General features: G+C 71.0%; 25 protein-coding genes. 3 read left to right on the top strand and 22 right to left on the bottom strand.

Going from position 1 to position 25,717, the window contains the following annotated elements; genetic code table 11:
* The first annotated feature begins 109 nt into the window (after positions 1 to 109).
* A complete protein-coding gene (locus KBX50_RS28065; protein ID WP_210940842.1) occupies positions 110 to 3,088 on the top strand; it encodes a BTAD domain-containing putative transcriptional regulator in 2,979 nt (992 codons plus the stop codon).
* A 49-nt stretch (positions 3,089 to 3,137) separates the two neighbouring features.
* On the opposite strand, the gene KBX50_RS28060 is transcribed toward KBX50_RS28065, so the two are convergent.
* The 4 genes from KBX50_RS28060 to KBX50_RS28045 all read right to left on the bottom strand — a co-directional run bounded on the left by KBX50_RS28060 (position 3,138) and on the right by KBX50_RS28045 (position 10,372).
* Positions 3,138 to 6,527, bottom strand: a complete 3,390-nt coding sequence (locus tag KBX50_RS28060) for an NACHT domain-containing NTPase (protein ID WP_210940841.1) — start codon at positions 6,525 to 6,527, stop codon at positions 3,138 to 3,140.
* Between the two features lie 337 nt (positions 6,528 to 6,864).
* Positions 6,865 to 7,935 carry a M23 family metallopeptidase gene (locus KBX50_RS28055; RefSeq protein ID WP_307871096.1) on the bottom strand — a complete coding sequence of 357 codons (1,071 nt, stop codon included), beginning with the start codon at positions 7,933 to 7,935 and terminating at the stop codon, positions 6,865 to 6,867.
* A 415-nt stretch (positions 7,936 to 8,350) separates the two neighbouring features.
* Positions 8,351 to 9,304 (bottom strand): DUF2637 domain-containing protein, encoded by a 954-nt coding sequence (locus KBX50_RS28050; RefSeq protein WP_210940838.1) that lies wholly within the window; start codon positions 9,302 to 9,304, stop codon positions 8,351 to 8,353.
* Between the two features lie 270 nt (positions 9,305 to 9,574).
* The gene (locus KBX50_RS28045; RefSeq protein WP_210940836.1) at positions 9,575 to 10,372 is read right to left on the bottom strand and encodes a hypothetical protein; all 798 of its coding nucleotides are present in this window, start codon (positions 10,370 to 10,372) and stop codon (positions 9,575 to 9,577) included.
* Here KBX50_RS28045 and KBX50_RS28040 point away from each other — a divergent pair.
* Entirely contained in the window at positions 10,371 to 10,694 is a 324-nt protein-coding gene (locus tag KBX50_RS28040) for a hypothetical protein (protein ID WP_210940834.1), read from the top strand. The genes KBX50_RS28045 and KBX50_RS28040 overlap by 2 nt on opposite strands.
* A 423-nt stretch (positions 10,695 to 11,117) precedes the next feature.
* On the opposite strand, the gene KBX50_RS28035 is transcribed toward KBX50_RS28040, so the two are convergent.
* The 3 genes from KBX50_RS28035 to KBX50_RS28025 form a co-directional block, all read right to left on the bottom strand.
* Positions 11,118 to 11,633: a hypothetical protein gene (locus KBX50_RS28035; RefSeq protein ID WP_210940832.1), complete on the bottom strand. Its 516-nt coding sequence runs from the start codon at positions 11,631 to 11,633 to the stop codon at positions 11,118 to 11,120.
* Positions 11,630 to 12,385, bottom strand: coding sequence for a hypothetical protein (locus KBX50_RS28030; protein WP_210940830.1), 756 nt, complete (start codon positions 12,383 to 12,385; stop codon positions 11,630 to 11,632). Before KBX50_RS28030 ends, KBX50_RS28035 begins: the two co-directional genes overlap by 4 nt.
* A gap of 136 nt (positions 12,386 to 12,521) precedes the next feature.
* Complete coding sequence (locus KBX50_RS28025; protein WP_210940829.1) at positions 12,522 to 13,796, bottom strand: DNA-processing protein DprA; 1,275 nt, start codon at positions 13,794 to 13,796, stop codon at positions 12,522 to 12,524.
* Between the two features lie 414 nt (positions 13,797 to 14,210).
* Here KBX50_RS28025 and KBX50_RS28020 point away from each other — a divergent pair, with 414 nt between their 5' ends.
* A complete protein-coding gene (locus KBX50_RS28020; protein WP_210940828.1) occupies positions 14,211 to 14,636 on the top strand; it encodes a hypothetical protein in 426 nt (141 codons plus the stop codon).
* A gap of 54 nt (positions 14,637 to 14,690) precedes the next feature.
* On the opposite strand, the gene KBX50_RS28015 is transcribed toward KBX50_RS28020, so the two are convergent.
* The 15 genes from KBX50_RS28015 to KBX50_RS27945 all read right to left on the bottom strand — a co-directional run bounded on the left by KBX50_RS28015 (position 14,691) and on the right by KBX50_RS27945 (position 25,508).
* Complete coding sequence (locus KBX50_RS28015) at positions 14,691 to 14,972, bottom strand: hypothetical protein (protein WP_210940827.1); 282 nt, start codon at positions 14,970 to 14,972, stop codon at positions 14,691 to 14,693.
* A gap of 276 nt (positions 14,973 to 15,248) precedes the next feature.
* On the bottom strand, positions 15,249 to 15,815 hold the full coding sequence (locus KBX50_RS28010) for a hypothetical protein (RefSeq protein ID WP_210940826.1): 567 nt from the start codon (positions 15,813 to 15,815) through the stop codon (positions 15,249 to 15,251).
* A gap of 133 nt (positions 15,816 to 15,948) precedes the next feature.
* Positions 15,949 to 16,980 carry an ArdC family protein gene (locus KBX50_RS28005; protein ID WP_210940825.1) on the bottom strand — a complete coding sequence of 344 codons (1,032 nt, stop codon included), beginning with the start codon at positions 16,978 to 16,980 and terminating at the stop codon, positions 15,949 to 15,951.
* A 100-nt stretch (positions 16,981 to 17,080) separates the two neighbouring features.
* Positions 17,081 to 18,427, bottom strand: a complete 1,347-nt coding sequence (locus KBX50_RS28000; protein WP_210940824.1) for a hypothetical protein — start codon at positions 18,425 to 18,427, stop codon at positions 17,081 to 17,083.
* A 285-nt stretch (positions 18,428 to 18,712) separates the two neighbouring features.
* The gene (locus KBX50_RS27995; RefSeq protein WP_210940823.1) at positions 18,713 to 19,051 is read right to left on the bottom strand and encodes a hypothetical protein; all 339 of its coding nucleotides are present in this window, start codon (positions 19,049 to 19,051) and stop codon (positions 18,713 to 18,715) included.
* Positions 19,048 to 19,701: a GGDEF domain-containing protein gene (locus KBX50_RS27990; protein ID WP_210940820.1), complete on the bottom strand. Its 654-nt coding sequence runs from the start codon at positions 19,699 to 19,701 to the stop codon at positions 19,048 to 19,050. The genes KBX50_RS27995 and KBX50_RS27990 overlap by 4 nt, the downstream gene beginning before the upstream one ends.
* Before the next feature lie 144 nt (positions 19,702 to 19,845).
* On the bottom strand, positions 19,846 to 20,844 hold the full coding sequence (locus KBX50_RS27985; protein WP_210940817.1) for a DUF4192 domain-containing protein: 999 nt from the start codon (positions 20,842 to 20,844) through the stop codon (positions 19,846 to 19,848).
* Between the two features lie 53 nt (positions 20,845 to 20,897).
* A complete protein-coding gene (locus KBX50_RS27980; RefSeq protein ID WP_210940815.1) occupies positions 20,898 to 21,251 on the bottom strand; it encodes a hypothetical protein in 354 nt (117 codons plus the stop codon).
* A gap of 200 nt (positions 21,252 to 21,451) precedes the next feature.
* Positions 21,452 to 22,117 (bottom strand): hypothetical protein, encoded by a 666-nt coding sequence (locus KBX50_RS27975; protein ID WP_210940813.1) that lies wholly within the window; start codon positions 22,115 to 22,117, stop codon positions 21,452 to 21,454.
* A gap of 98 nt (positions 22,118 to 22,215) precedes the next feature.
* Positions 22,216 to 22,359, bottom strand: coding sequence for a hypothetical protein (locus KBX50_RS27970; protein ID WP_210940811.1), 144 nt, complete (start codon positions 22,357 to 22,359; stop codon positions 22,216 to 22,218).
* 47 nt (positions 22,360 to 22,406) lie between these two features.
* Entirely contained in the window at positions 22,407 to 22,838 is a 432-nt protein-coding gene (locus KBX50_RS27965) for a helix-turn-helix domain-containing protein (RefSeq protein ID WP_210940803.1), read from the bottom strand.
* Positions 22,835 to 23,062 carry a hypothetical protein gene (locus tag KBX50_RS27960; protein ID WP_210940801.1) on the bottom strand — a complete coding sequence of 76 codons (228 nt, stop codon included), beginning with the start codon at positions 23,060 to 23,062 and terminating at the stop codon, positions 22,835 to 22,837. The genes KBX50_RS27965 and KBX50_RS27960 overlap by 4 nt, the downstream gene beginning before the upstream one ends.
* A complete protein-coding gene (locus KBX50_RS27955) occupies positions 23,059 to 24,183 on the bottom strand; it encodes a GGDEF domain-containing protein (RefSeq protein WP_210940799.1) in 1,125 nt (374 codons plus the stop codon). The genes KBX50_RS27960 and KBX50_RS27955 overlap by 4 nt, the downstream gene beginning before the upstream one ends.
* A gap of 152 nt (positions 24,184 to 24,335) precedes the next feature.
* Positions 24,336 to 24,668: a hypothetical protein gene (locus tag KBX50_RS27950; RefSeq protein ID WP_210940797.1), complete on the bottom strand. Its 333-nt coding sequence runs from the start codon at positions 24,666 to 24,668 to the stop codon at positions 24,336 to 24,338.
* A gap of 183 nt (positions 24,669 to 24,851) precedes the next feature.
* Complete coding sequence (locus KBX50_RS27945; protein ID WP_210940795.1) at positions 24,852 to 25,508, bottom strand: hypothetical protein; 657 nt, start codon at positions 25,506 to 25,508, stop codon at positions 24,852 to 24,854.
* Positions 25,509 to 25,717: the final 209 nt, after the last annotated feature.

The following is a 25,717-nucleotide window of genomic DNA, read 5'->3' as shown; positions in this document are numbered from 1 at the left end:
GTTAGGTGCTGTTAGACCCGCACCCGGCCTCAACCGCCCGCCTTTCTCCTACGTTCGGTGTCACGACCGCATCGGTCGCCACGGATGAACGACGCAGGGGGAGGGCAGCGTGAAACCACCGGTCTCGACAGCGGGGGTCGCCGCGGTCGTGCTCGCGGCGGCGCCACTCGTGCTGCTGTATCTGGCAGGCTGGCCGACGCCCACGATGCCATCTGACAGCCAGCTGCGGGCGTGGCTGCACCAGCCCCTGACCACCGGGTTCCTCACCACAATGCTGCAGACCAGCGCCTGGCTGCTCTGGGCCATGCTCGCCACCGCCATCGCCCGCCGCGTACACACGGCCGCCGCGGCTCGGCTGCGATGGCGGATCGCGCTGCGCATGCCGGGACCGATGCAGGGCCTCGCGGCCGCGCTACTCGGCGCCACCGCCGTCACCTCCACCGCGCTACCCGCCGCCGCGCACACCACCGCCACGACCGACACGACGCCCGACAGCCCGCCAGGTGAGGACTCCCTCGCCCCGCGGTCCGACGCCGACCTGTCCACCTCGGACCGCCTCGACGCAGGCGGGACATCACCAGCGCACACCAGCCACAGTGCCGGTGACAACACTGGTCAGGAGGACGCTGCTCGACGCGGCACGTCCATCTCCGCCAGCGCTGCCCGCGCGGCGAGCGGAGCACCGGCGGCGACGCGGCTGACGGACAGCCACCGGGACAGAGCAGCGACCGGGCAGACCTACACCTGCGTAGTGGAACGCGGAGACAGCCTCTCAAAGATCGCCAAAGAGTGGCTCGGCGACCCCAACAGGTGGCCCGAAATCTTCGCCCTCAACCGAGGCACCCACTTCCGCGATGTCGGTGGCACGCTCACCAACCCCAACCTGATCTACCCCGGCTGGACCCTGCACCTACCCGACGACGCCACACCACCGACCACCGCGCAACCGCGAACCCCGCCAGCGCCCACCCTGCCACGCACACCGAACCAGACACCGTCAGCGACCCCACCATCTACCTCCACCGCCACACCAGACACCGCGCCACCCGCCCCGCAGTCCACGGCAGGCCCATCAACGCCGGCCACTCCCGACCCCGACTCCGTGGTCGAACGTCCCCCGGCCACCCCGCCGTCTGCCACAGCGACCTCCCCGACGAGCACACATGCCCCGAGCAGCACCACACCGACCGCCTCCCCAACGTCCGAGGACCAACCCAGCGACAACAGCCCCGGGGTCAGCTTTCCTGGAGGTTGGGTACCCGTCGGACTGGCAGCGGCGCTGGCCGCCGCCGCATCGATGGTCTGGCTGCGACGCCGTAGCCGCTACAACCCCACCACCGATCCCGACCCGGCCAACGATCCGACCCTGCAACCTTTGCCCGCCGTCATCAGCCGGCTGCGCCGAGCGGCCCGCGAGCAGGCACCCGACCTGGTCACCCCACCCGCCCCGCAGCCCACCGTCCGCGACATCGCCGAAGGCACACCACCGCCGCCAACCCCGACCGGCCCGTCCGGGCCGCAACTCGCCGGCCTGCCAGAGCATCCCGCCGACGGACTCGGACTCACCGGAGCAGGCGGACCCGACGCGATCCGCGCGATGCTCGTCGCCACCCTGTCCTCCGGCAGCCCCGACGACCCCGACGCCCGCGGCCACATCGTCATCCCCGCCACCGCACTGGCCGACCTGCTCGACGGCAACGCCATCACCGACCTCGTCGGCGTCATCCCCCGACTCCACGTCACCGCCGGCCTCGATCACGCTCTCGCCCACATCGAAGCCCAGATCATCCACCGCACCCGCGCCGTCACCGACGCTGACGTCACCAACCTCGACGACCTCCACCAAGCCGACCCGCACCACGAACCGCTCCCGCCGATCATCCTGATCACCGACGTGCCGGACACCGCGATCCGAGCCCGGCTCTGCACCGCCCTGCACCTCGGCCACCCCCTCGGCATCACCGCCGTCATCGCCGGAGACTGGTCCCACGGCACCACCCTCACCGTCGCCCCGGACGGCACCACCACAGACAACGACACCCAACCCGGACCCAAACTGGCCGTCCTGGACAGCGACACCACCCTGCAACTGCTCACCGTCCTCACAGAGGCCCACACCGGCGACCCCGCCAACCCACCACCCCCGTCGAAATCGGATCAGGAGCAGACCGCCCCTGCGGCGGGACCCGGAGCCACCACCGGCCTCGCAGCGCTCGTCACCGCGGAAACCTGCACCAGCCAGGCGGACATTGCCCGCCAGCAGCCAACCGACAGAGCCGAGCCGGTGAAACCCGCGGCGAACCGTACGCAGCCGAAGGTCCGCGTCCGGATCCTCGGCAGCCCCGCAATCATCGGCACCGACGGAACCCCGGTAACGGGCGTCCGACGGGCCAGCTACGAACTGCTCACCTACCTCGCGGTCCACCGCGACGGCGCCGACATCACCGACATCGAAGTCGCCATGACCCCCGACGCCACACCCCGCCGCGCCCGCGACCGCCTCTCCACCAACGTCGCCAACCTCCGCAACCGGCTCACCACCGCCGCCGGACTCACCCCAGGCGACAACACCCACACCTTCAAACCGGTGGTCAACCCCGGCGGCCGCTACTACCTCGACCCCCAACTCCTCGACATCGACTGGTGGCGAGTCCTCGACGCCACCAGCCGCGCCGGACGCACCACCGACCGACAAGCCCAACGCGAAGCGCTCGAGGAAGCCGTCAGCAACTGGGGTGGGCTGCTCCACCACGACTTCGAATGGTCAGACGGCCCGCAACACACCTGCCGACAAGTCGGCGTCAACATCCACGCCCGCCTCGCCGTCCTGGTCGCCGACACAGATCCCGCCCGCGCCCGCGCCCTCCTCGACGCGGCATGCACCATCGACCCCATCAACGAGCAAATCGCCCGCCTCGCGATGACCGCCCACAGCCAGACCGGCGACACCGCAGCCGTACGAACGCGACTCACCACACTCACCCAAGCGCTGCAGACAATCGACGAAGAACCGTCCGAGGAAACTCACCGGCTGGCCCGCCGCCTGCTGCATTCCACATCACCACGAACGGACAAGCGGTCGACGTAGCCGCCATACCCTGACGCCAGACTGAGATCTGGCACTCACACGACCGAGGTCACTGTCTCGTAGTGTCGGGGTCGGGGCGGCTGAGAAGCATTAGCCCAAGCCGCGGCAAGCGGAGGAGTGCGCCGGCCTGCTCGATCCCCTCGTAGCGATCGATGTGGCGGCGGAACTCGTCCCAATCGTCCGGCCAGTTGCGATCCTCCAAGATCAGCCACCGCAGGTAGCGGGGGACCGTGCGGTCGTTGGCGAGGCTCCGGAGAATCTGCTCGCCTTGCGGATCGCCGCTGCGGCTCAGGTTCCGGGCCGCCACGAAGCGGTGCCAGGCCGACCGGGACGGGTCGACCGCGATCGCGGTGATGAGATCACCTGAGATCTGCCGGGGTAGCCCGGCCTGAGTGACGGCTAGGACCAGTCGGGTTGGGGTGCCTGGGGCCGCGGCCACCTTCTCGAGGCGGGCCGCGTACCGATGGGGCAGGCGCCGCCAGATACCGAGCGCCGAGATCCGCAACGCCCGATCGATCCCGCGGTCCTCGATGCGGATTCCTAGACCGAGAGGCGAGAATTCCTCCCGCACCTCGTCCGTCCATTCTTGGGCGGTCCAGTCGCCGTGTCTGCCGACGATGTCGGCGGCCCGGACAGCCACGCGGACCGGAGTGCGCCGGTCCTCGATCAGGTTGATCAACGGTTCGAGGTCTCCTGTCTCGTAGGCGAGACGAGTGCCGGCCTGGAAACGAAGGCGCGCGGAGCTGTCTAGGCCGCGCAGCGTCTCCCAGCGGGGATCCTGACCGGTCCGGCCAAGCAGCGCCGCCGCGAAGACCCGGTCGCCTCGGCGGGCCCGCGCTCTGGCCACACCGACCGGGTCACCCAGGGCCACAAGCACGCCGAGCGCGATCCGGCTACGTGCGCGCCGCCGCAGTTCACGCAGAGCCTCGGCATCGCCTTGGCGCGCGAGGATCGCCCACCGCTCGATCCGCTGCCGCCGGGTCAGACGTGCCCGTGTGGGCAGCCCCAGACCGGCCGCCAGCCAGGCCGCCGGACCCGGCTGATCTACTGCCTCGGCGGCCCGCCGCAGCGTCTTCGGGGCGGCGGCCTGCGCCAAGCGGCGGGCTGCGGCCACCGCGAGCGCGGAATGCACCCGTCGGCTGGACGCCAGCGCGATCAAGGCATCGAAATGGCCCAGGTCGCCGAGCATGGCTGCTGCCCCATAGGTGGCAGGCACATCGGTGGCGTCGGAGACGAAACGTGACAATAGCTCGACGGTGACCGGATGGTCGCGCCGGTGCAGCTCCCGCAGAGCGCCGAACCTTAGGAACTGATTCACTGTCGACGCGCCGTCGTAGAACTCCGACTGGGTTGAACCTTCGGCGAACAGCCTGAGGGCAGTGTCGTCGCCTCGATCGGTCAGCGCGATCGCGCCCCGGAGCCGTTCGCTGTCCCGGATGCCGGGCGAGGCGAGTAGGCCTCGCAGAGCCGCGTCGTCACCGTCGTCGGCGAGGCGGATGGCGGCGGCGACCCGCTCGGTGTCGTCGATGTCGATGTTGTTCGCCCTCGTCGTGAGTTCGCGGCGGCCGATGCCGCCGAGTGCGTGCCGGCCGGTGAAGCGTCCGGCGTCCCACGGCAGGGGCTTCGCGGACAGCCCCATCTCGAAAAGAGCGTCCTCGGCGAAGTCTCGAACCGCCGCGTCGTCCGCGGTCGCGGCAGCCGATCTCAGCAGCGGAACCCCGCGCTCTCGATCGACATCGGCGATCGCGCTCGCCACGGTGACGCGGGTCCAGTCGTTCATCGCATCGTCCTCCGCGAGTTCGCTGAGCCGGCGCAACACGTCCGCGTCGACGCTGAGCTCGCGCAGGATCCGGAGCGAGTCCGAACCCTCACCTGCGGCCAGGTCGTCGATGAGGGCCTGCACGATGCGGCCGCGGGTGTCCGGGCCGACCGCAATCCCGTCCGCGAGCAGGTCTCCCGCGGCAGCCGGTTCGAGGCCCTCGTTCAGAAGCCTAGCGACCAGCCGGTCGGTGTCCGACTGAAGGGCAACCTGGAAGGCGGCCAGGTTGCGGCCACTCGGATTGGTCATCAGACGGCACCACTTGGCCTCGTCGAAGGTAGGTGACCGGCATCGAGCGGCCAGGTACTCGGCGAAGCTTTGATGGATGAAACGCAGCCGGCGCCCCCGGGCGACGACCACGCCTGTGGCCTGGAGCAGATCAGACATCAGCGAGCGGCCGTTGGGAACCAGGGCGGCCAGGTCGTGACCGGCCGAGCGCCGCAGCCAGTCGAGCCCTGCCTCCACCATGTCGGCGTCCGGATCGTCGACATTTGCGTCACCGACAGCGTTCAACAGACCATTCGCTCGTCCGGAGAAGTCGGCACGGAACCATGACGCAAGCGCGGATGCGGACTCGCCCCGGTCGGCCAGCGCCGCCTCGATCACCTCCCGCAGCTGCCGCAGCTCCCGCCGGCCCTCCACTAGGTGCCCGACGAACTGCTCGTAGAGGGCTGCCCGGCTCGACGGGAGCGGCCGGTCGCCGTCGTGCTCGAACACCATCGCAGCGATCGTCGTCAGCAGCGGTACCCGGGCCACTGGGCCGAGCCGGGCACCCGCCACCCGAGCCAGGAAGCGTACGGCCAACTCTTTCGCCTCGGCAGGCATCTCGGGACGCCGGGCGGCGAACCAGCGCCGAGCGAAGGCGTCCAGCTCGTCCTGATCGAACGGTTGCAACTCGTAGACGTCCACGCCGGGTGCCCGAAGACCCGACATCTCGTCTTCGGGCAGCGGCCGCGTCGTGACGACGAGCTGGTGCGACACCGATGGCTCGGCGAGCCGGCTCCGCAGCGACCAGAGCACCCGTGACCGCGCGTCCGGATCAATGATCTCGTCGACCCCGTCGATCATGATGCGCCAGCGGGCACCACGGGCCGGCGGCCGGTCGAAGGTGGACGCTGGCAGGTCGAGCCTCAGATCGTGACGGCAGGCAAGGGCCAGGGCACCCGGCAGCGATTGCTCGACCAGGTCCGCCGCAGCGATGGCGATGGTGAACACCTTCGGCCGCCGGCCCCGGAGTGCCTCCTGGGCGCTTTCGGCCACGGCTGCAGCGACCAACGCCGACTTTCCCGCTCCAGCACCGCCGAGCAGGATTGTGTGCTGGCTGCTGGCAAGCATTTGCTTGATGCCAATCGTCAGGTCTGCCGCCCCCGGTCCGGCGACCTGCTGCCGGACGTATACCTCGGACAGCGCGGGAACGTGCCCGAAGAAGCGGTAGCGATGACGGGCCGCGTCGTGGCTCTGCGCCTGGAGGAGAGCAGTCAAATCCGGCCCGGCGAGGGCCGTCCGGGCCGTCCGCCGCCGCAGCAGCAATCCACCGATCGTGATCGTGACGGCGACCAAGGCCAGGAACGCGCCGATGACCGAGCCCAGCTTGTCGCTGACTTCGAGCCAGTCACCCATGCGCGGATCGTAGCGGCGCAGCGACGTACGGCGTAGAGCATGGGCCGACGGGCCGAGGAGTGCCGAATGAGGCTCGCTGTTCGACCGACCGCTGCCGTCTCACTCGAACCGTCGCGAGACCCGGGAACACCGAGAAGCGCAGGGACGAGCGGATACCTCTGTTCAAAGAGTCGACTGCTACCTGCTTACCCGCGCCAAACGCCCGCGGGCGGCGCAACGGTTTGCTAGATCATGCGCTGCCTCGCCGCACCGCTTGTTGCCACTCCTGAGCTGCTGGTCAGGGTGGGCTGTCCCGCGGTCGCCCTGACCAGCCAGTTCCCCGACGCGACCAGTCCCCCTACCGTGGGGATTCGCCCAGTGGCGCGCCGACGGCAATCATGAACGCGACGGGATTTTGGGCGCCCGCGCTGCTGGGATCGCCGTTGGTGTGGATCTCGTAGTGCAGGTGTGGGCCTGAGCTGTGGCCGGTGGAGCCGACGAGGCCGATGGGTTGGCCGACGGTGACGGGCTGGCCTGGTTGGACCAGGGGTGTTTGGTCCATGTGGCAGTAGCGGGTCATGATTCCTTGAGCGTGTTGGATGTCGACGTACCAGCCGCATCCGATGGTGTGGTGGGGGTTTCCGTCGCGGTGGCAGCCCCAGTTGCTGCCGTCGCGGCGGTCGATGGCGTTGCAGCGGACTTGGGTGACGGTTCCGGTGGAGGCGGCGCGGATGGTGGTGCCGCGTGGGGCGGCGAGGTCGACGCCGTCGTGTCCGGGGCGTGCTGCGGTCCGGAATCCGGATCCGACGGGGGCGTGGATCGGTTGGGCCCACGGGCCGGCGATGCCGCAGTCGTCGGCGGCCGGTGATCCGTCAGGCAGGGGGTCGATGCCGGTGATGGTGGTGACCAGCAGGGTGGCGTCGGGTTCCCATTTTGCGTACGCGTCGGGGTAGGCCGAGATTTGGACGCGTTGGGCGGCTTCGGTCAGCGGCATGGTCTGCCAATCGGGGATGGTCAGGAGTCTGGCGTAGAACGTGGCGGCGGCGTAGGCGGGGTCGAGGAGCTGCGGTGGGGTGCCCCATCCTTGGCTGGGGCGTTGTTGGAACAGGCCGATGCTGTCGCGGTCGCCGCCGGTGAGGTTGCGCAGGCTGGATTCCTGCATGGCGGTGGCGACGGCGATGACCCAGCCGCGCGCGGGTACGCCGTCGCGGGCGCCGACGGCGGTGATGGTGGCGGCGTTGCCGACCTGGTCGCGGTCCCAGCGGCCGATCGTCGGCCACCCGCCGGCGGGGGCTGGCGGCAGGGAGGTGGCGGGGCTGGGCGCGCAGCCGATGGCGGGGGTGGCGACCAGGACGCTGGTGCCGGCGACACAGGTGAAGATCACCGCGAGGCTGACGGCGAGCAGGATGGTGGCGAGGCGGCGGCTCACCGTCGCGCCTCGGGCGTGCGGTCGCGGATAGAGGCGGTTGCTGACGTGGTCATGAGGTCCTCCAGGTGCGGGGGCGGCAATCGCTGGATTTCGCCGCCCTGTTCGGTGCGGTATTCGTGCTTTGTGGTGCTTGTGGCTGCTGGTTGTGGGCACAAAAAATGGCCGCATCTGCGGCACGGTCGAGTGCGGGGCTTACAGGGGCTGTGACGTCAGTAGCTGTTTGGGCAGGGATTGGGCCCTGGCGTCGGGAAGACGGTTCGTGATGTCACGTGCCCGCCGTTCCCGACGCCAGGGCTTTCGATTGTCGGTCAGCAGATGAGCTCCGGCCGGCATGTGCACAGCTGGCGGCGGATGTCAGCTGAGAACCCGGCTTCCCGACGAACGTGGGGGCGGCTTACCGAGGCGGCGGGGTCGGTCACGGTGAGGCCGGTTGGGCGTCGGTGGCCGGCTGGGGTGGTGGTTCGTGGTGTCCGGTGGCGGTGGGGAGTGCGGCGAGGCGTCGTGCGGGTGGGTCGGGGTGGTTGAGGATGCCGAGTTGTCCGGCGCGGCGGATGGCTTGGACGGAGCGCACGTCGAAGTGGTGTCGTCGGGCGAGGTCCTTGAGGTCGGTGTTGCCGGCTTTGAGGTCAGCCCAGACTGCTTGCCAGCGTTGGTAGGGCTCGGGGTTGACGGGGATGCGGCGCATGAGGGTGACCGGCCAGTCGTCGGCGGCTGCCGTGTCGCCGTCGATGTCGTCGAGTCGCGACACGGCCGGGTCGTCGGGTGTGGCGGGCGGTTCGTGTCGCGACACGTTCTCGCTCGGCGCGTCGTCGAGCGCATCGGCCGGTTCCGCGGTCCTGCTGGCGGCAAGGGCGGGAGGGTGTCGGTCGGGTGGGGTGTTGTGTCGTGGGGCGTGTTCGAGGATGCCGGAGAGCATTTTGATCGCGGCGATGAGCGCGATGGCGGGCCAGCCGGCGATGATCCGGGCGATCAGGTCGTCCTGGGCGACGAGGATGTTCGCGCCGAGGCTGGCGATGCCGCCGGCGACGAGCGCGGTCCAGGTGACCCAGGTGGAGGGGCGGCCGGCGCGTCGGTCGGCCAGGATGGTCAGGGTCGCCACGATTTCGACACCGTCCACGGTCAGTGGGAAGGCGTGGGCTCGCCAGCCGGTTTCGCCTCGGGACTCGGCGAGCTCCCGGAGATGGTCGTAGCTGACGGCGCCGGCGATGCCGGCCAGTCCGAGGGTGGTGAGGGTGGCGGCGGCGGTGATCGTCAGGTCGGCTGGTGACCGTCGTGGTGTGTCGTGGCGGGCGCGCAGCCGCAGGACGATGTCGGTGAGGGTGAGTGCGACCGCGACGGCGATGCCGGCGGCGAGGAGACGCCCGTCCATCAGCGGCACCCCCGCCGGCGGGGTGGGCTGTCGACGGGGTCGCGGGCCCTGTCGGGTGTCGCGACACCGGCAGGACCGGTGTTGTGGTGTCGGGTGGGATCGGCGGCCGGTTCGTGGGTAGTGCGGGTCGAGGGCATCAGAGGTTGCGCCTTCCACTCAAAGGTGCGGTGCCGGCGCTGGGGCGCCGGCACCGCATGGGTGTGATTCCGGCGCCCAGGGGGAGCACCTGTCGGTGCGTCACCCGGGGGGTCAGGAACAGACCGCGGGAATTCAGTCGGTGGTGGGGTCGTAGTCGCTGTGGTGGACCGGTGTGATGTCCACGGCGCGGATGTCGGCGGTGTCGGCGTGGGCGACGTCGAGGTGATCGAGGTCGGCGGTGACCATGTCGACGGCGATGGGGATGGCCTCGCGGTGGTCGAGGGCCTTGACCGTGACGACCAGCGGCACCACCCACACCAGCCGGTACCGGTACTGCTGCTGGTCGGCGGGGTGGGTTGGGGGCTGGTCAAGGACGCGTAGCCGCAGCTGCCACGGTTCGGTGGGGTGCACGACCGCATCGAGGCTGCGCAGGTCGACGCGCAGGAGTTGCTGCGCCGAGGCGACGGCGTCGTCGGTGGTGGCGGCGTCGACGTCGACGGCCAAAGGGGTGTGGACGGTCGCCTCGAAGTGGGCGCGCAGGGGCGGCGGCATGGTCAGGTAGTGCAGGGCGTTGTTGGCGTCGGCGACGGACAGGGCGCCGGTGTTGACCGCCCAGATGATCCAGCGTCGGACGAGGTCGACGAACTGCTGATACCGGTATTCCAGAGCGCTGTTGCTGTCGCGCAGGGTGTCATCGGCCTGGGTGAGCGCGCCGCGCAGCGTGTCGATCAGGTCGGTGTCGGCGCGCCGCAGGAGCGCCACCTGCTGCGCGATGAGGTCTGCGGTGGCGCGCAGGACAGTGTCGTCCGGCATGACGCCATGGCCCTGGTGGAACCCGGCGCGCAGCAGGTCGGTGATCTGTTCGGCGGTCCACGGCGTCTGCTCGGGCAGGGCCTCGCTGGCGTCGGTGGGGTAGGGATGGTCTTTCATGAAGGATCCTTTCGGTGGCCGCGCGAAAGCGGCCCGGGCGGGTGTCGGTCTGTCGGGCGCGGCCGAGTTCGACCAGACACGGGCAGGCGCACAGGACGCCGCCGTGGGCGCGGTCGAGGACCCGGCCGATGTCGGCGGGTATGGGGTCCAGATCGGGGTGGGCGAGCTGCGCGTCGACGGCGGCGCGCAGCCGGCCAGCGGCGAGGCGAGGGCGACGCGACACGGGGCTGGGTGCGGCCGGTCACCGGAGCGCTTCCGTGAGCCGGCGGTGCAGTTCTGGCACGACATTCCTGCTCGTGCAGGGGGCGCGTGCGGCGGGTGAGGTCGGTAGCAAGGGCCTCACCCGCCGCGTCGGTGAGGTCGGTCAGGGCTGAGGCAGGTCCTCGCGCAGCGCAGACGGACGAGGCGGATGCCGGTGAGTGACCCGCCGGAATTCGTCCGTCGGCCGGTGCAGTCAGACGGCCCGTTACGGTCGGCTCCACGGGAACTGCGTCGTCCGCATGTTCGACTGCGTGGTCGAGCAGGTCGCCGCGGTGGCCGGGTCACCGAGAGGCCGGGGGCTTCATGCGAATGTGCCGGGCCTGGCGTGGAGGAATTCGCCGTCCGGCCCGGCGTGGTGACCCGACCGCAGTGACGGCATTCAGCGATGCGCCATCGGGTAGGCATCGGGCCGACGGGGGGTTTGTGGTCACGGACACCGTGGTACGCCGGTACCTCTGTCTGGACTGTGTGCAGGTTGGTTTGGTCAGCGGGGCCGGCGTGAGGCCAGACCGTGGATCTCGCCGCGAAGCAGCCTGATCCCGTCGGTGGCGGCGGCCTCGACGGTGTCGAACGATGCCGCGCGGGCGCCACCGTCGGTGTAGGAGGGGAAGCCGACTCCGGTGACCCGGTTGTGCACGCTCACGTGCCAGCCGGAGGCGTCGGTGGGTGGGTGTAGATAGGTTGTCGCGTCGATGACTCCGCCGGGCGCGTCGATGGCGATCGTGTACGGAGCGCCGTCCATTGCCTGGTGAGGTCTGGCCGTCCAGCCCTCGGGCAGCATCCGATGGACCCGGGGCAGGTTGTCGGTGACCTGGCGGGCGGAGGCGGCGACCTGCCGTGCCGTCTCGGCGGCACGGTCCCGTGACGCATGGTCGGCGTAGCTGACCCACTGGCCGGTCGGCTCGTGCAGGACGAGCCAGATGCGGCAGGTGTCGCACCACGGCCGACCGTCCCGCACACCGCCGGGTGTGGCGCAGGTGCCGCAAACGGGTCGGGTCACGATCTCCTTCCTTCCTGACCGCGTGGCCGGTCGGTGATGGTGGGCGGGGCGGCCCGCAGCGCGGGCAGCCGTGCGTGCAGCCAGTCCGTGATGAGGTCGCCGACGTCGCGGACGAGGTCACGACCGGGGTCCGGCATGGCGGTGCCGAGTTCCGGATACCGTGCGGCGACTACCCGGACCATGGCGCCGGCGGCGGCCGACGCGGCGGCGGACAGCCGGGCACGCCGCGCCTCGACCTCGTCGATGGTGGTGATGATCAGCGCGGAGACTGCCGCGGTGGTGGTGTGTTCGGGTACGCGGAGGCACCACCAGTTGTCCTGGTCGTCGGGACCGATGGTGAACTCGCTGGTGTCCGCGACGGGCCGGCGGTGGCCGGGGGCGTCGAACCAGCCGGGCCCGGCGGTCACTGACCATCGGGTGTCGCCGAGGCGGTCGGTGTAGCGGCTGCCGGTGTAGAGGGTGGCGGTGTTGCCGCCGCTGTGCGCGACCAGAGCCGGGCGGCCCTGCTCGGCCAGGTGGGCGACGACGGCGTCCAGGTCGATCAGGTGGGGCAGCCGGCCGGCGTTGAAGACGTCCCGCAGGTCGTCGACGAGGAGGTCGTTGACGGGTGCGGGCAGCTCGAGGCGGTGGCTGCGGGCGTACGCCCACAGGTCGTCGTCGCTGGGTAAAGACGTGTCGTTGCGGCGGCTGGCCTCGCCCCACGCCGTGGTGAGGTTGAGGAGTTCCTGCCAGTCCTGAGATGGGTGGTCCACCGTGCTCCTTCCAGATTGACTTTGGGTGTGGCGTGGGCTTGGGGTGCTGATTCCGGCGCGCACCTGCCGGGGTGCCCGGGACGGGGCGCAGCCGCTCCCCGGGCACAGCGGGCAGATCGCGGCTCAGGCCCGCTGCTCACGCCGGGGGCGGGTCGGTGACCTGCCAGCTCCAGCCGTCGAGGAGGTAGTAGTCGTCGACGTCGGCCGTGATGGTGCTGGTCGACTCCGTGGGCGTGCCGGCCCGCTCGGTCTGGCGGACGGTGCCGTCGACCAGGCGGATGCGGGTGGTGCCGGCCGACTCGCCGACCCGCGCCGCGAGCGCGTCGCAGTCGGCCGCGATCCGGGCGATCGTGTCGGCGGTGAACCGGGCGATCGGCCAGCCCTGCGGGCCGGTCAGGTCGGCCACGAGCGCCGGGTACGGGCCACCGACCCCAGGCAGCGCCACCCACCCCGGCTCCCACGTCGTGGCAAGATCGCGGCCCCGTCCGGGGCGGCTGGTGGGTGGGGTGAGGTGCGCGACGACGTCGGCGGCGTCGCACACCAGGCGGATGCGGGGCTCGTCGCGCAGTGCCTCGTGGCAGCCGGCGGATAGCAGGGAGGTGACCGGACCCGGTACGGCCATGGCCGGTCTGCCCAGGGCCAGCGCCCGCGGGAGGATGCCGCGGCCCCTACTGGGGGCCGCTTCGACGAGGACCGCGCCGCAGGTGAGGGCGGCCAGCCAGGTCTGGTTGAGCAGGGTTCGGGTGCGGCTGGGGTCGCTGCTCGGCGGCCAGACGCTGATCAGGTCGAGCCGGTCGAACAGCGGCCGGTTGCCGGTGGGGTGCAGCCGGTCGAGCCCGCAGGCGGGCATCGCGACGGCGGCGTGGGGCCGGCTCGTGAGGGCGCCGCGCAGCGCGGCGGCGTCGATGCCGTAGCCGCCGGCGTTGAGAACGGTCCAACCCTGCGCGGCGAGCCCGTGGCCGAGTTCAGTCGCGACGTGCTGGCCGTAGGAGGTGGCGGCGCGGGAGCCGACGACGGCGACCGCACGGTGCAGCAGGTCGGGTAGGGGCTGGTCGGCGCGCACCCACAGGCACAGCGGCGGCGCGGGCAGATCAACGCCGCCGGCGGTGTGACCTGCGGTGGCAAGGTCGTGCAGTCCGGTAGGCCATTCCGCGTCCTGCGGCGTCACGATCCGCGCGCCGATTCGTGCCGTGTCGGCGACGACCGCCTCGGCGATCCGACGTCCGTCGATGGTGGATAGATGCCCGACGGGAGCCGGCATCGCGGCGGCGGGCAGGTCGCGGGTGAGCAGGCGCCGCAGGACGGCCATCGGGCCCTCGTGGTGGACCAGGGTGTGGATGTGACGGTTGCCGGGCGTGGTCAGGTGGGCCAGCACGGCGCGGGCGATCCTCGGGTCAGTGTCGGCGGGCATGATGGTCTCCTTGGTGCAGGGTGAGAGGTTCGGTGATGTGGCCCGCGTCGGGCAGCGGCCGGCCGTCGAGGTCGGCGCGGGTGAAGGCCAGACGCACGGGCGGTCTGGAGCATGCGCAAGCGCCCGCCGGCCGGGGTTGATGTGGACCAGGTCGCCGCGCACGTTCCCTGGCAGGCTGAATGGGTGTTCTCCAACGGCCACGGTGCGGGCGACGGACCCGTCATCCCGTCCCTCCGCGACGACTCTCCACACATCGCCGTCAGCTGCGGGACAGCAGCGGTTAGAGCGTGCTCGCCGAGCTGGTCGCCGTGCAGGCGCTCGCCCGGGGCGGTCGCGTCGCCATCCTTGACCGGAAGGGCTTACACCGTTGGGCGCTCGGACTCGCCAGGTCGACTATTCACGCGGCCGGCGCAGATGCATGAGGCCCTGGCCCGCGCCGATGTTCTCGCCAACGAGCGCAACCAACTCGCACTGCACGAGCCGGAAGACTGGGATCCCGGTCACCGCAGGCTGGTCATCGCCGAGGAGTTGATGGCCTCCATCGGGCAGTTGGTCAACTTCTGGACGGACGTACGCGGCAAGGGTGACCCGAAGCGATCCCCTTGCCGTGTCGGCTCTGGCCAACCTGCCTGGGGACATCCCACGTCAGCGGCCTATCAGGCGGTGCCGGGGGACTTCCTGACGCTGCGGCAGGCTGCCGAGGCGGGAGTGATCCCGTGGAAGCTCGACGCAGCCGAGAAACGGCTGCAGGGCAGGGCAGGCACCGTCCCCACCCCGAGAGGTAAGGGCGGGAACGCCGACCTGTACCTGCGCAGCGCCCCTCGTGCGTTGGCGCGGTAGCAGTAGTCGAATAGGTGGGCAGGGAAGCCTGCACCTGGTGGCGCAGGCTTCCGCTCACACTGATCTACGGACGACGGCCAGACCGCAGGTAGCGAGAACTCCCACCGCAACGAGCCCGATGCGAAGCCACGGCACGTCCCCGGTCCTCTTGATCCCGATCGATAGGGAGATGCCAACGCAGCCCGCGAGGACCAGGCAGATGAAGGCGGTTATCGTCCGGTATGTTGCGCTGTTCTCAGACCACCAGGCCCAGGCGCCGAACACTGCGGGCACGAACAACAGGAGACTGAGCCCGAGCAGCGGGATGGCGATCCTCCACCGCTTCCAGGCGCTCATCGCTGTTGGCCTCCCTCAGGACGCCCATCGTCCGCTGTGTCGTCCTCGTCCAGCAACGTCAGGTCATCACCCGCATCACGAAGCAACCGAGCCTGCCGTTCGTGCTCGGCTCGCTCCGCCGGCGACATCGTGTCACGCCGGGCCATAGTCTCCTCGAAGCCGCCGTAGGTCGGCGGTCTCAGACAGGAGCAGTTCCTGGCGGGACATGCGACACGCCATCCGGGACGGGTGGCGCCAGATGAGGCTCGACAGCCGGCTCTCGACGGGCGCTGCCAGTCACAGGTGGTGGGTTGCGGTGACGAGCCGGCTCAGTACGTCGGGGATGGCGCCGGCCAGGCGGTTTGGCGTGTGCGCGTCGTGGACCGTGATCGGCTGGGGAACTTCGCCCCGGATGCGTCTGGTCTCGTAGCAGCGGCCGTTGGTGTCGATGGCGACGATGATGCGTACCTCGGCGTCGGCCATCGCTGGCACGGTGTTGATGTCGCCGTAGGTGTAGTCGGCGTACGGCGTGTACTGGAAGCCTTCGAACACCAGCGCGTACCCGACGAACGTGCGGTGCGTGGCGTCGAGCCAGTCGTTCAGCTCGGGTGCGTTCTCGGGGATGCAGATGAAACCGGCGAGCAGGTTCAACACGCTGGCGAGGCCAGAGTCCGAGCCGGGCTCCAGGTCGAGAGCGAACGGTGAGGGCTCCACCTCGATCAGGTGCAGCGGGGAGCCCGTGACCAGGTGGCGGTGGAACAGGGCGAGAAGGACCGGTGGGGCGTCCCAGCCGAGATGCTCGGCTTTCTCCTCGATCCCGGTGACGACCTGGGGCAGCGCGAGGGTGATCTGCGGGGACAGCATGTTCATGCTCCTAACGAGTGCGGGGTGTGTGCACGCTTTGCCGGCTGCCGACCGTGTGCCGGTCGCCGGTCGGGCCGGCGGGGAATGGGATGTCGACGGGGTGGATGAGGAAGCAGTCGGCGGCGGTGGCGGGTCAGAGGGGCTGCGCCTCGACGGCGAGCCCGGGTTCGGCGTCGGCGTCGGTGAGGTCAGCGTCGTCGTCGGGGGTGAGGTCGCGCAGGATCGTCTTGGCCACCCGCAGCACGGTCTGCGCGCAGTCACGGATCAGGGCGAGGTCGCCGTCGGCCCAGCCGAGCACGTAGGCGTCGGAATAGGCCTGGGTGTCGAGGCCGAGCGCCCGGCACACCAGGTGGGCGACGCTCTCGGCTTCGGTCTCGCGTCGGCCGCGGTGCAGCAGGTCCTGCCGGTCGAGGTCGTCGAGGTGCCCGCACCGGATGTGGGCCAACTCGTGCAGGCTGGTCTTGATGCGCTGCGCGCCGCTGACGTCGTCGCGCACCCGCACCACCTGCACACCGGTCCCCTTGACGGTGGCGCCGTTCGCGCGGCCCAGGTGGGCGCTGCCCGCAGGCGCGAGGGCGAAGTCGTAGCCGGCTTGTCTGATCAGTCCGACGACGTCGGCGTAGGCGCCGGTGGGGTCATCGCCGGTGAGCAGCTGGGCGGTCTTCCCGCCGGCGGCCTTCACCTGGCGGCGGCGCCGCACGGTGGGCACCTCAAAGGGTTCGCCGTCGGTCTGGCTGATGTCGAAGGTGCTGGTGGGCCGGAATCCGACGACCTGGATCGCGGGGCGGCCGTCCGGGTCGCGTCGAACGGTGCGGCCGGCGGCCTCCCACTCGCGGGCCTGCTCCTCGGTGGGCCGGCGGGTGACCGGCGCCCAGATGAGGAACCCGGTCTCGCCTGCGCGGACGTGCCGGTTGAGGGCCTTCCAGCCTGAGGTGCCTTTCCTGTTGCCGTAGGGCAGGAAGTAGCGGGGCTCGACACCCCGTTCCGCGGCCTGGAGCATGAGCAGGAACTGGTTGTGCAGGCTGTAGCGGGCGCCGAAGACGGCCGCTTCCTCGATGAAGGTGACCCACTCGGTGGGGTCGGCGGCGAGGCGCGCCAGCCGGGCGTCGAACTCGGCTTTGGTCCGTTCGAGGAATGCGTCGCGTTGCTCGGCTGTCATGGCCATGGTGGCCCTCCTGTCTCCGCCACGTGGCGGCGGACAGGCTGGGGCCGCAGCCCCAGCCGGCCCGTAGGCACGAGGTGGGACTGCGGCCCGGATGTGCGCGTCAGCTCCGGGTCGGTGCGGGAAGAGTCGCGGCCAACGCGGCGGTCTTGGGTGCGGTGCGGAACATCGAGACCGCGTTGGGGGTGATGTCCGCGACGCCGTCGGCGCGTTCGGTGGCGGTGAAGGGAAGCTTGGCGTGGGGGCCGACCCGGAACGCGGGCAGGCTGTAGTGGGTCCGGGCAACGACGGTGCCGTCGGCGGCGGTGTACTGGTCGAAGGAGGCGACGTCGAGTCCGTCGATGGGTGTCTCGCGGTTGCCGGTGCAGACGATGACGAGGTCGTAGGTGCGCCCGCCGATGAGTGCGGCGTCGGGTAGCGCGATGGGACGCACCCGGCGGCTGATCACGGTGAGTCGTTGGACGCCGCGGCGGTCCGGCCGTAGGTAGCGGCCGGTGGCCTGATAGCGGCCGCGGATGTCGGTCTGCCACTGCTCGCAGGTCGTCGGCAGGTCCTCGGCGTACCAGTCGATGCGGTCGACCTGGTCGAGGGCGGCGGCGGCCATGAACGGTTGCGGGGCGAGGCCCAGGCATGACTCGACGGCGCACTTGGCGGAGTCACCGCCGCCGACGACCGCGACGCGACGCAGTCCGCGCAGCGGCCACATGCCGGCCATCCGCTGCATGAACTGCCGGAAGGTGAGCACGGTGGTGCCGTTGGCGCCGTCGGGGATCGGGTCGCCCACGCCGCGGGCGTCGATGACCCGGCCCGCCAGAATCGGGGCCTTGCCCTCGATGTCGATGCTGGCTGCGGTGCCGGCGGCGCTGACGGAGGAGACGGTGGCGTTGGTGACCACGTCGGCGAACTGGGCCAGCGCGAGGCGGATCACGAACGCCATGTCCGTGTTCGGCTGATATTCGATCATGGACAGGTCTGCGGCCTGGATCGGTGCGCCCGGCAGGTAGTTCAGGCTCGCCCCCTGGTCGCCGGCGGGTCCGGCGCCTCCGGCGCGGTTGCGGGAGTTGAGCCAGAACGTCGGCCGTGCGGTCAGCGCGAACGTGCCGCCGACGCGCTGGTGGCGTTCCAGTACCAGCGGCTTCGGGTAGCCGGCGAGGACGCGGACCGCGGCGTAGGTGGCGGCGTGGAATCCGCTGCCGATGATGACCTCACGGTCGGTGCTGCCGGCGCTGATGATGTCGTGGTGGCGCTGTTCGTCGGACCAGTAGGTGTCCAGGAACTGGTCGGCGAACTCGCGGCCGTAGGGGTCCAGGGCGATCCCGGTGAGCTGCGCCTGCGTCTGGCTGGGGAACTCGGACTGGCGTTGCATGATCGTCCGCATTCCCTCGGCGGCGGCCGGTCGTAGAGAGACGGCGGCGAGCAGGGCCTGGATCTGCGTGGATGGCTCGATCATGGGGCTCCGTGTCCTTTCGTTCGGAGTCCAGGCATCGCGCCGGGCCGTGCACCCACCCCGGGTGGCCCCCGGGGTTGCGGCACACGGCCGGCACGATCCCCGGAAGGGGTCAAAGCGGGATGGGTTCCTGGGCTGGCGGTGACCAGCCCCTGGTGGGTGGGTCGCCGACGTGGTCGGCGTGGACCGTCAGGCGGTCGTCGCCTCAGCGCGGGACGGGTGCCCGCGGGTGGTGGCGGTGGCCGGGCACCCGCCGGTGGCAGCGGTGCGGCTGCCGTGGTGGGGCGGTTATCGGGCGATCACGACCTCGTCGTCGAGGACGGCGAACCAGGGGATGGCGGTCGCCCGGCGCAGCCGGGTCAGCCAGTCGTCGATGGCCGTGATCGGGCCGTCGGGATCGGGCAGCGGATACCGGTCGGTGAAGTCCGGGGCGTCCTCGGCGAGGCTGCCCGTGTCGGCGAGGGTGCGGGTGAAGATCCGGATCGCTTCCCGCTTCACCGCCTGGTCGCTGCTGCCGACGATCAGGATCGGCGCGTCGTCCCAGTCGATCAGCCCGTACACGTCCCCGCCGGCAACCGCACCGGAACGCGCCCGACGACGGCAGATGACCAGCCGACGGGTCCTCATCGGACCGGTCCGCCGTCGGTGGTGCCGGGCGTGGTGGCGGGATGGAACACCGTCGTGTGCCCGCGACCGATCTGTTTAGCTGCGCGCAGGGCGCGGTCGGCGTGCACGAGCGCCAGCCGCCGCGCGGCCTCCTGGTGCGGCGTGAGGGACGCGACGCCGGCGCAGGCGGTGACGGTGACCGCCACGGGCGGCCCGGTGAGATGAATGTCGGTCGGTTCGGCGACGGCAGCGACCAGCCGCGCGGCAAGACCAGCGGCGTCGGCGCGGTCGTCGATGAGGACCGCGAACTCGTCGCGGCGCAGACGGAACACCTGTCCGCCGGCGGCCTGCACGGCGTGGTGGAGCCGACCGGCGGTCAGGACGAGCAGCTGGTCGAACGCGCGGTCGCCGAAGCGGGCCACGAACGTCCGGGTGCCGTCCAGGTTGATCAGGATCACCGCGACGGGTCGTCCGGCGACGGCCAGGGCGGCGTGCAAGCCCGCCCGGTTACCGAGGCCGGTCAGGTCATCGTGGTGGAGGCTGTGCAGGGCGGCGGCGGCGACGGCCGCCCGGTAACGGGCCGCGGCGCGCAGCCGGGTCAGGTGGCAGGTGATAGATGCGGTGATCACGATCGCCGTCAGGAGGACGGCGATCTGCGTCAGGGTGGACACGGTGCCCACACCTCCAATCCCCAAGGTCGGGGAGGTATCGAGGGCAGCCGGGTGCCACCGGCTGCCCTCACCTCGAACGGTGTGCGAGCCTCTGCTCGCGAGGGGGGTGCCGGCGGCGCCCGGGTCGGGCACCGCAGCGACGGCCTACTCGGCGGTGGTGTCGGTGGTGGCGGCCCGCCACTGCTGCGGCGACACACCGGCCTGCAGAGCGTGGCCGAGCAGGTGCGCCAAGTGGTAGTCCGGGTCGACGTGCAGGGCAAGGTTTACGGCGATGTTCGCCATGGCGCCGTCACCGGCCAGGTAGGCGGTGACGGCGAGCAGGCAGGCCGGTGCGGCGCTGGTAGCGGGCATCGCCCGTCGGGTCACCTCCATCCACAGCCGCCGCTGCCCGTCGCTGCCGTCGCAGCTGACCCACGCGTGGTCGCGGACCTCAGGGAGCATGAGGACGGCGGTCAGCCACGCCACGTCGTCGTCGGACAGGGTCCCGCCGCGGGCAGCGGACTCGTACGCCTGCTGCACCGCCGCCACCCCGGCGCGCACCACATGCTCCGGCACAGCGCCGGCGGTCGCGCCAGTCTCGTCGGCCAGCATGCCGGTCAGCCGGTGCAACGCGGTCGTGGTCGTGACGCGCATCCGGTCACGCTCCGCCCCGCTGATCGGCGTGATGAGGCGTTCCAACGCGGCCCGGTCCGGCAGGGGAGCGAGACCGCGGTAGACCGCTTCCGCCGCAATCCTGCTGCCAGCCGGGTCGTAGGCCACACCGTCGGCGCAGCCGGCGTCACCGCACAGGCACCAGTAACGGCCGTCGCCGACCCGCAGGACTTCGAGAACGTCGACGCCGGCGGTGGTCAGCGCGGTGGTGAGCAGCGTGGCGGCGGGTGCGACCCGGTCGGCCGGTCCGTAACCGACGAGGAACGCCGCCGACCCGTGCCGGGCGATCATCGCGGCGTTCTGCGCCGCCGGAACCGCCAGTTCCGCAAGGTCGGACAGGTGAGGTAGGTCGAGGCGGGCAGCGAAGCGGACCTGCCTGCCGTCCAGGACCACCACGACCAGGCTGTCGGTCGGGATGAAACCGACGAGGTAGGGCACTGCAGCGACACGATCATCGCGGGTGGTGAGAGTCAGCTTGTCAGGTGTGACCACAGTTGGGTTCTCCTTCCCGAGGCCGTCGGCGGCCCGTGCCGCCGACGGGCAGGTCAGCGACAGCAGGTGAGCGCGGTGAGCACCCCGTCGGTCTGGGTGGGGGTGAGACTGATGACGGTGGCGCCTCGGCGACCGGTGACGACGACAGGTCCGACCAGCGGCAGGTCACCGCCACCCAAGCGCGCCACGAGCAGGCGGGCGACAGGGTTCGGGCGCAGGGCTTTCGGATGGCCGTCCTCGTCGCCCCAGGCGTAGAGGTCCGGGACACCGATCGGGATCGGTGGCAGCCACCCGCCGACCGTGCGGCGCAGCAGCGATGCGACGTCGCTGTGGCGCAGCCTGGTGTGGTGTTCGTGGCTCGTGCCGTCCTCGGCGACCACGATGTATCGGAAGATTTCACGGGCCATGCAGACTCCTGTCGGGGCAGTCGCCGGGCATGGCCGTCTGGCCATGCCCGACACGGAAATGGGGTGACCGGGCATCGGCCAGGACAAGTCGTGTGCAGGTACGGCCGCCGCTGGCGGCGCGGGCCCGTGCGCGCGGACGTTGGAACCAGGAGGTTGTCCGGGGTGGTCACTGCGCGTAGGGGGTCGCCGCGATGCGCGCCTCAGTCGCCGAGGTCTTCCACATCGGCCGTGATGTCGATCGTCACGGTGTCGTCCTCGACGTTGTCGACCCGATCGGTGTCGATCCGCAGGTAGCCGCGGACGTCGGACTCGGTGTCCTCGGTGTCGCGGTCCACGTCGGGGATCACGTCGAAGCTGCCGCTGATGGTGAACCGGACCCGGTGGCGCGGCTGGTAGGGACTCAGGTCGAACCGGGACAGGAGGCTGTCGAGCCCGTCGCGGGTGATGTCCGCCTCGCGGTACTGGTCGATGGCGTAGGACCGGATCTCGGCAAGCTGGCTCGCCTCGCGTCGCCGATCCTCGTCGCGTTGCTCGGCCAGGCTGCGGGCGCGTTCGACGGCACTGTCCTGTTCCGCCAGCGCCCACGCCACGGCCTGCCGGGTCAACGCCAGCGCGGTGGCCGGGTCCGTGACCGGTACCGCGGAGATGTCCGCGCGCAGGCTGCGGACCTGCCCGTCGACCAGGACACGGACCATGCTCGTCCCCGGGGCCGGGGACAGCACGACGGCGTCGTAGCGGGCGCCGGCGTCCAGGATGGTGACCGCCTGGCCGGGAGAGCCGGCGAAGGCGGTCAGCGGACGCGGTGACGGCTGCGGGGCGACAGCGGTCGAGGAATCGGGGCGTTCGGAGGTCAGGGCGTCGGTCATGACGATGCCTTTCAGGGAAGCCCGGCGGGACACCGGGACGTGAAATGGGGTTCGCGCCCAACGGCGCGCAAAGGGGGAGTGGTGAACCGGCCACGCGATTACGCCCGGCGCGGGGTGTGGACTGCGGCGACGTTCGGCCCGCTCGCGTATCGGGGTCGCAGGGCGCTGCCGGTGACGTCGACCATCGGCGTCGGGTCGGTCAGCGGCGTAGCCGCATTCGCCCGTGCTGGTGTGGCCGTCATCGGCACAAAGTTCAGGTGCATTTGCCAGCGGGTTGTCGGCTGCCGGGTCAGTCGGGTGGGTCGATGAGGACGTCGATCAGGGGGTCGCCGGCGAGTGCCGGATCGTCGAGCCAGCCGCTGCGCGTGAACGCATGCGCTGCGGTGCTGACCTGGAACGTCCCGCTGCGGGGGTCGCGGTCCAACCAGCGCAGCCGCACCAGCCGGTGCAGGGCCGACTTCACCGACCCGGCCGACATGCCGGTCACGTCGACCAGGTCGTGCGGCTGGCAGCCCGAGTAGGTGCCGCCCGTCGCGGTGACGCAGTCCGCGTGATGGTGCACGGCCGCGCACACCAGCCGCTGGGCCGGCGTCAGGTCGTCCGGGTGCAGACCACGTCCGGCTCGCCCGCCGGCCAGCAGCCACCAGCCGTAGGCGGTGTAGGTGCACAGCCTGCTGGTGGCAGCGGCCAACGCGCTCAGCCGCTGCGGCCGGCCGGTCACCAGCCGGCCCGTCCGGGCGCTGGCGACAGGCGGACGGTGTGGTGGCGGCACCGCACGTGGACCATTGCCCGGCCACGCGTGCCGTTCGAGGTCCGACGGCACTCGGGTAGGGACAGGACGACGTCCACCTCACCGGGCGGCCGGATGAGATCGTCCTGCCGCAGGTCGACAGCCGCGCGCAGTCCGACGACCACCAGAGCGGGCAGCGGTCGTGGCCGGGTCATGACTCGCCGCCGGGCATGTCGAGCGCCGCGGCGATCGAATCGGCGAGGGTGGCGTACGTGGCCATTTCCGACTGCGCCACCGCCCTGATCCGATCGATCCCCGCCGCCGGCGGCGTGACATCGATCGTCTGGTCCGCTCCGTCTGCCGCACTGCTGCCCGTCGGAGGAGGTGGGGCGATGGCTGTCCACCTGTCGTGAGCGATTCGAAGGGCGTTGACGATCGCTGCCGCGTCCGCTGCCCTGCACAGGATCCGGACCGGCGGAACCGGCCTGTCTGTGAGAACGATGTCGCGGCCGGGTTTGAGGTCACGGCGACGGACGTGCGCCCGGGTGCCGTCGGCCCGCGGTATCCCGTCGCGGTTCGGCTCGTAGACCAGGGTCTGGTTGCCGGACCGCTTCGCGGTGTACATGGCAGCGTCGGCTTGGGCGAGGGCGTAGCGGGGATCGCTGCCGTCGCTTGCGGCCACGCCGACACTGGCCCGCGGCGGCGCCGGCTCGTCAGCGGCCGGTGCGGTGAAGGCAGCACGGATCGCGTCGGCCAGGACGGCCGGGTCGGTGTGCGGGGCCACGATCACGAACTCGTCGCCGCCGGCACGAGCCACGACGGCGTCGGCCCGCACAGCGGCGGCTGCGGTGGTGAGCCGATCCGCGATCGCGGTGAGGTACCGATCACCCGCCGCGTGCCCACCGTCGTCGTTGATCTGGTGCAAACCGTCGGCGTCGGCCACCGCGACTGCGACCGGGGTGCGGTGTTCGGCGGCGGTAGCGAGGGTCCTCTCGACGACCGCCCGGGTGGGCAGGCCGGTGAGCGGATCGGTCAACGCCGCGGCGAGTTCCCGCCGCAGGCTGTTCTCCCGGTCGGTGGCCGCGGCGAGACTGGCCCACAACCGCTCCAAATCGGTGCCCCACCTGTGCTGGTGGTGGCGGGCAAGCCGGACCAGCGTCACGGCGCCCGGCAGCGCCACGACCCCGGTGATGACGGCGGCTATCGTCGCGGCGGTGAACCGTTCGGTGGCGGCGAACGCGCCAGCCGGCCCGGCGGTGATGATGCTGGAGATGACGACGAGGGTGCCCGCCCTGGTCAGGCGGGGTTGGCGGTCTGGTCGATGAGGAGACAGCATTGAGGGGCTCCTTATGGCTGAGGAGCACCGGGGGGCGGACCGGCTCGGCAGAGGCAGGGCCCGCCCCCGGGCCCACGTGAAGCCGGCCCACCGATCAGGCGGGCTGGCCAAGCGTTGTCCGACGGCGAATCGGCCCGTGCACGGTCATCGGCCTACGGCGACACCGGCCGGCTCCCGGGCGGGGCGAGCTGGCCGACGGGACGCGGTGAGGTGACGCCGGGCAGCGCAGCAGACCGTCTGCTGACCCGCCGAGAAATGTCGCGCCGTGGCGTCAGCCGCGCAGCCTCGAACGCAACCGTTCGGGTCGCACCCGAGCCCCGCGGCCATCGCGTGAGCATCTGCCGCAGGTGCGGATCGCCGATGGTGTCGGTGAACGGCCAGCCGAACCCGTCGGCGAAGATCTTGACCTTGGCTGCCCCGTATATCGGGTAGTCGGCATCGTCGATGGCCGGGGCGAGGTCGTCGCGGCCGAGCAGCCAGGCCAACTCGGCCAGCTTCTCGACAGAGCGGATGGCCGAGGTGCCGCAACGGTCGAGGATCGTGTCGATCGCTAACTTCCAGGTACTGGCGGGCGTAGCCGTCGGCGTCGCTGTGCCGGCTCCACCGCAACTGGTCCCACCGCCCTGCGGCCATACCGGCGTCGAGGAACACGCGGGCGTGTACGGGGTTTATCCGGACGGCCGGGCGGCGACGGCGACCAGTGAAGTGCGCGAGGGCAGCTGGTCGATGTAGTCGTTGGCGGCGTGGAGATAGGCCAGTTGGTCGGACAGCCGACCACTGCGAGTGGTGAGCCACATGCCGGTGGCAGTGGCGGTGGCGTCGCCGGGAACCGCGGCGAGCGCGGCTGCGGTACAGCGAGTATTCAATCCGGCCTGTAGCGACTCGAGCCGGGCAACGGGGATGGGGTGCTGCCGATGTGCGGCGTTGTAGGCGGTCATCGCCAGCACTCGGGAATGCGCCAGGTACGCCTGTTGGGCGCAGCTGATCGGCCACGCGGCCGGGTCGGCACGGTGCCGGTCGAAAAACACCCACCAGGGTTGGGCATCGCGGGTGCCGGAAACGGTGGCGTGCCATTGCTGCCACTGCCACGCGGCGTACTCTGCGGCGGGGCTGCGCATCAGACGCAGATCGAGCAGGCGAATCGGTCCGCCGGCGGCGTGTCCGCGCGAGCGGTGCACCAGTTTGCGGGTCAGCCGGCGGCGTGCCGGGAAACGGCCGACAGGGCCAGTGGGACGAAGGTGCCCATGCGTGTGGACGCGGTCCGCGGCCGAGTCGGTCAGGGCGTCAGTGGTGATGTCGGGGTCGAGAGCGACCACGATGGTCAAGGACGCGGATATGCGTCTACCTCCACTCGAAGACAGAAATGGTCGGCGAGAGGCGCCGCCGTCGAGGCTGTTGGCCGGATAGATCCATGGGCGGGCAACAGCGTTGGACGAAGCGACGGCGTGGAGAGCGTGGGAGAGATTTGGTGGTGCGGGTGGGCGGGACGTCGCGGGAGGAGGTGTCGCTGCCGACCGGCCGATGGGCGGGTGGG

The organism is Micromonospora sp. C51, assembly GCF_018070435.1.
GTDB lineage: Bacteria > Actinomycetota > Actinomycetes > Mycobacteriales > Micromonosporaceae > Micromonospora > Micromonospora sediminimaris.
Note: the sequence above shows the minus strand (reverse complement) of the source record. Positions and strands in the feature narration are given on the sequence as shown.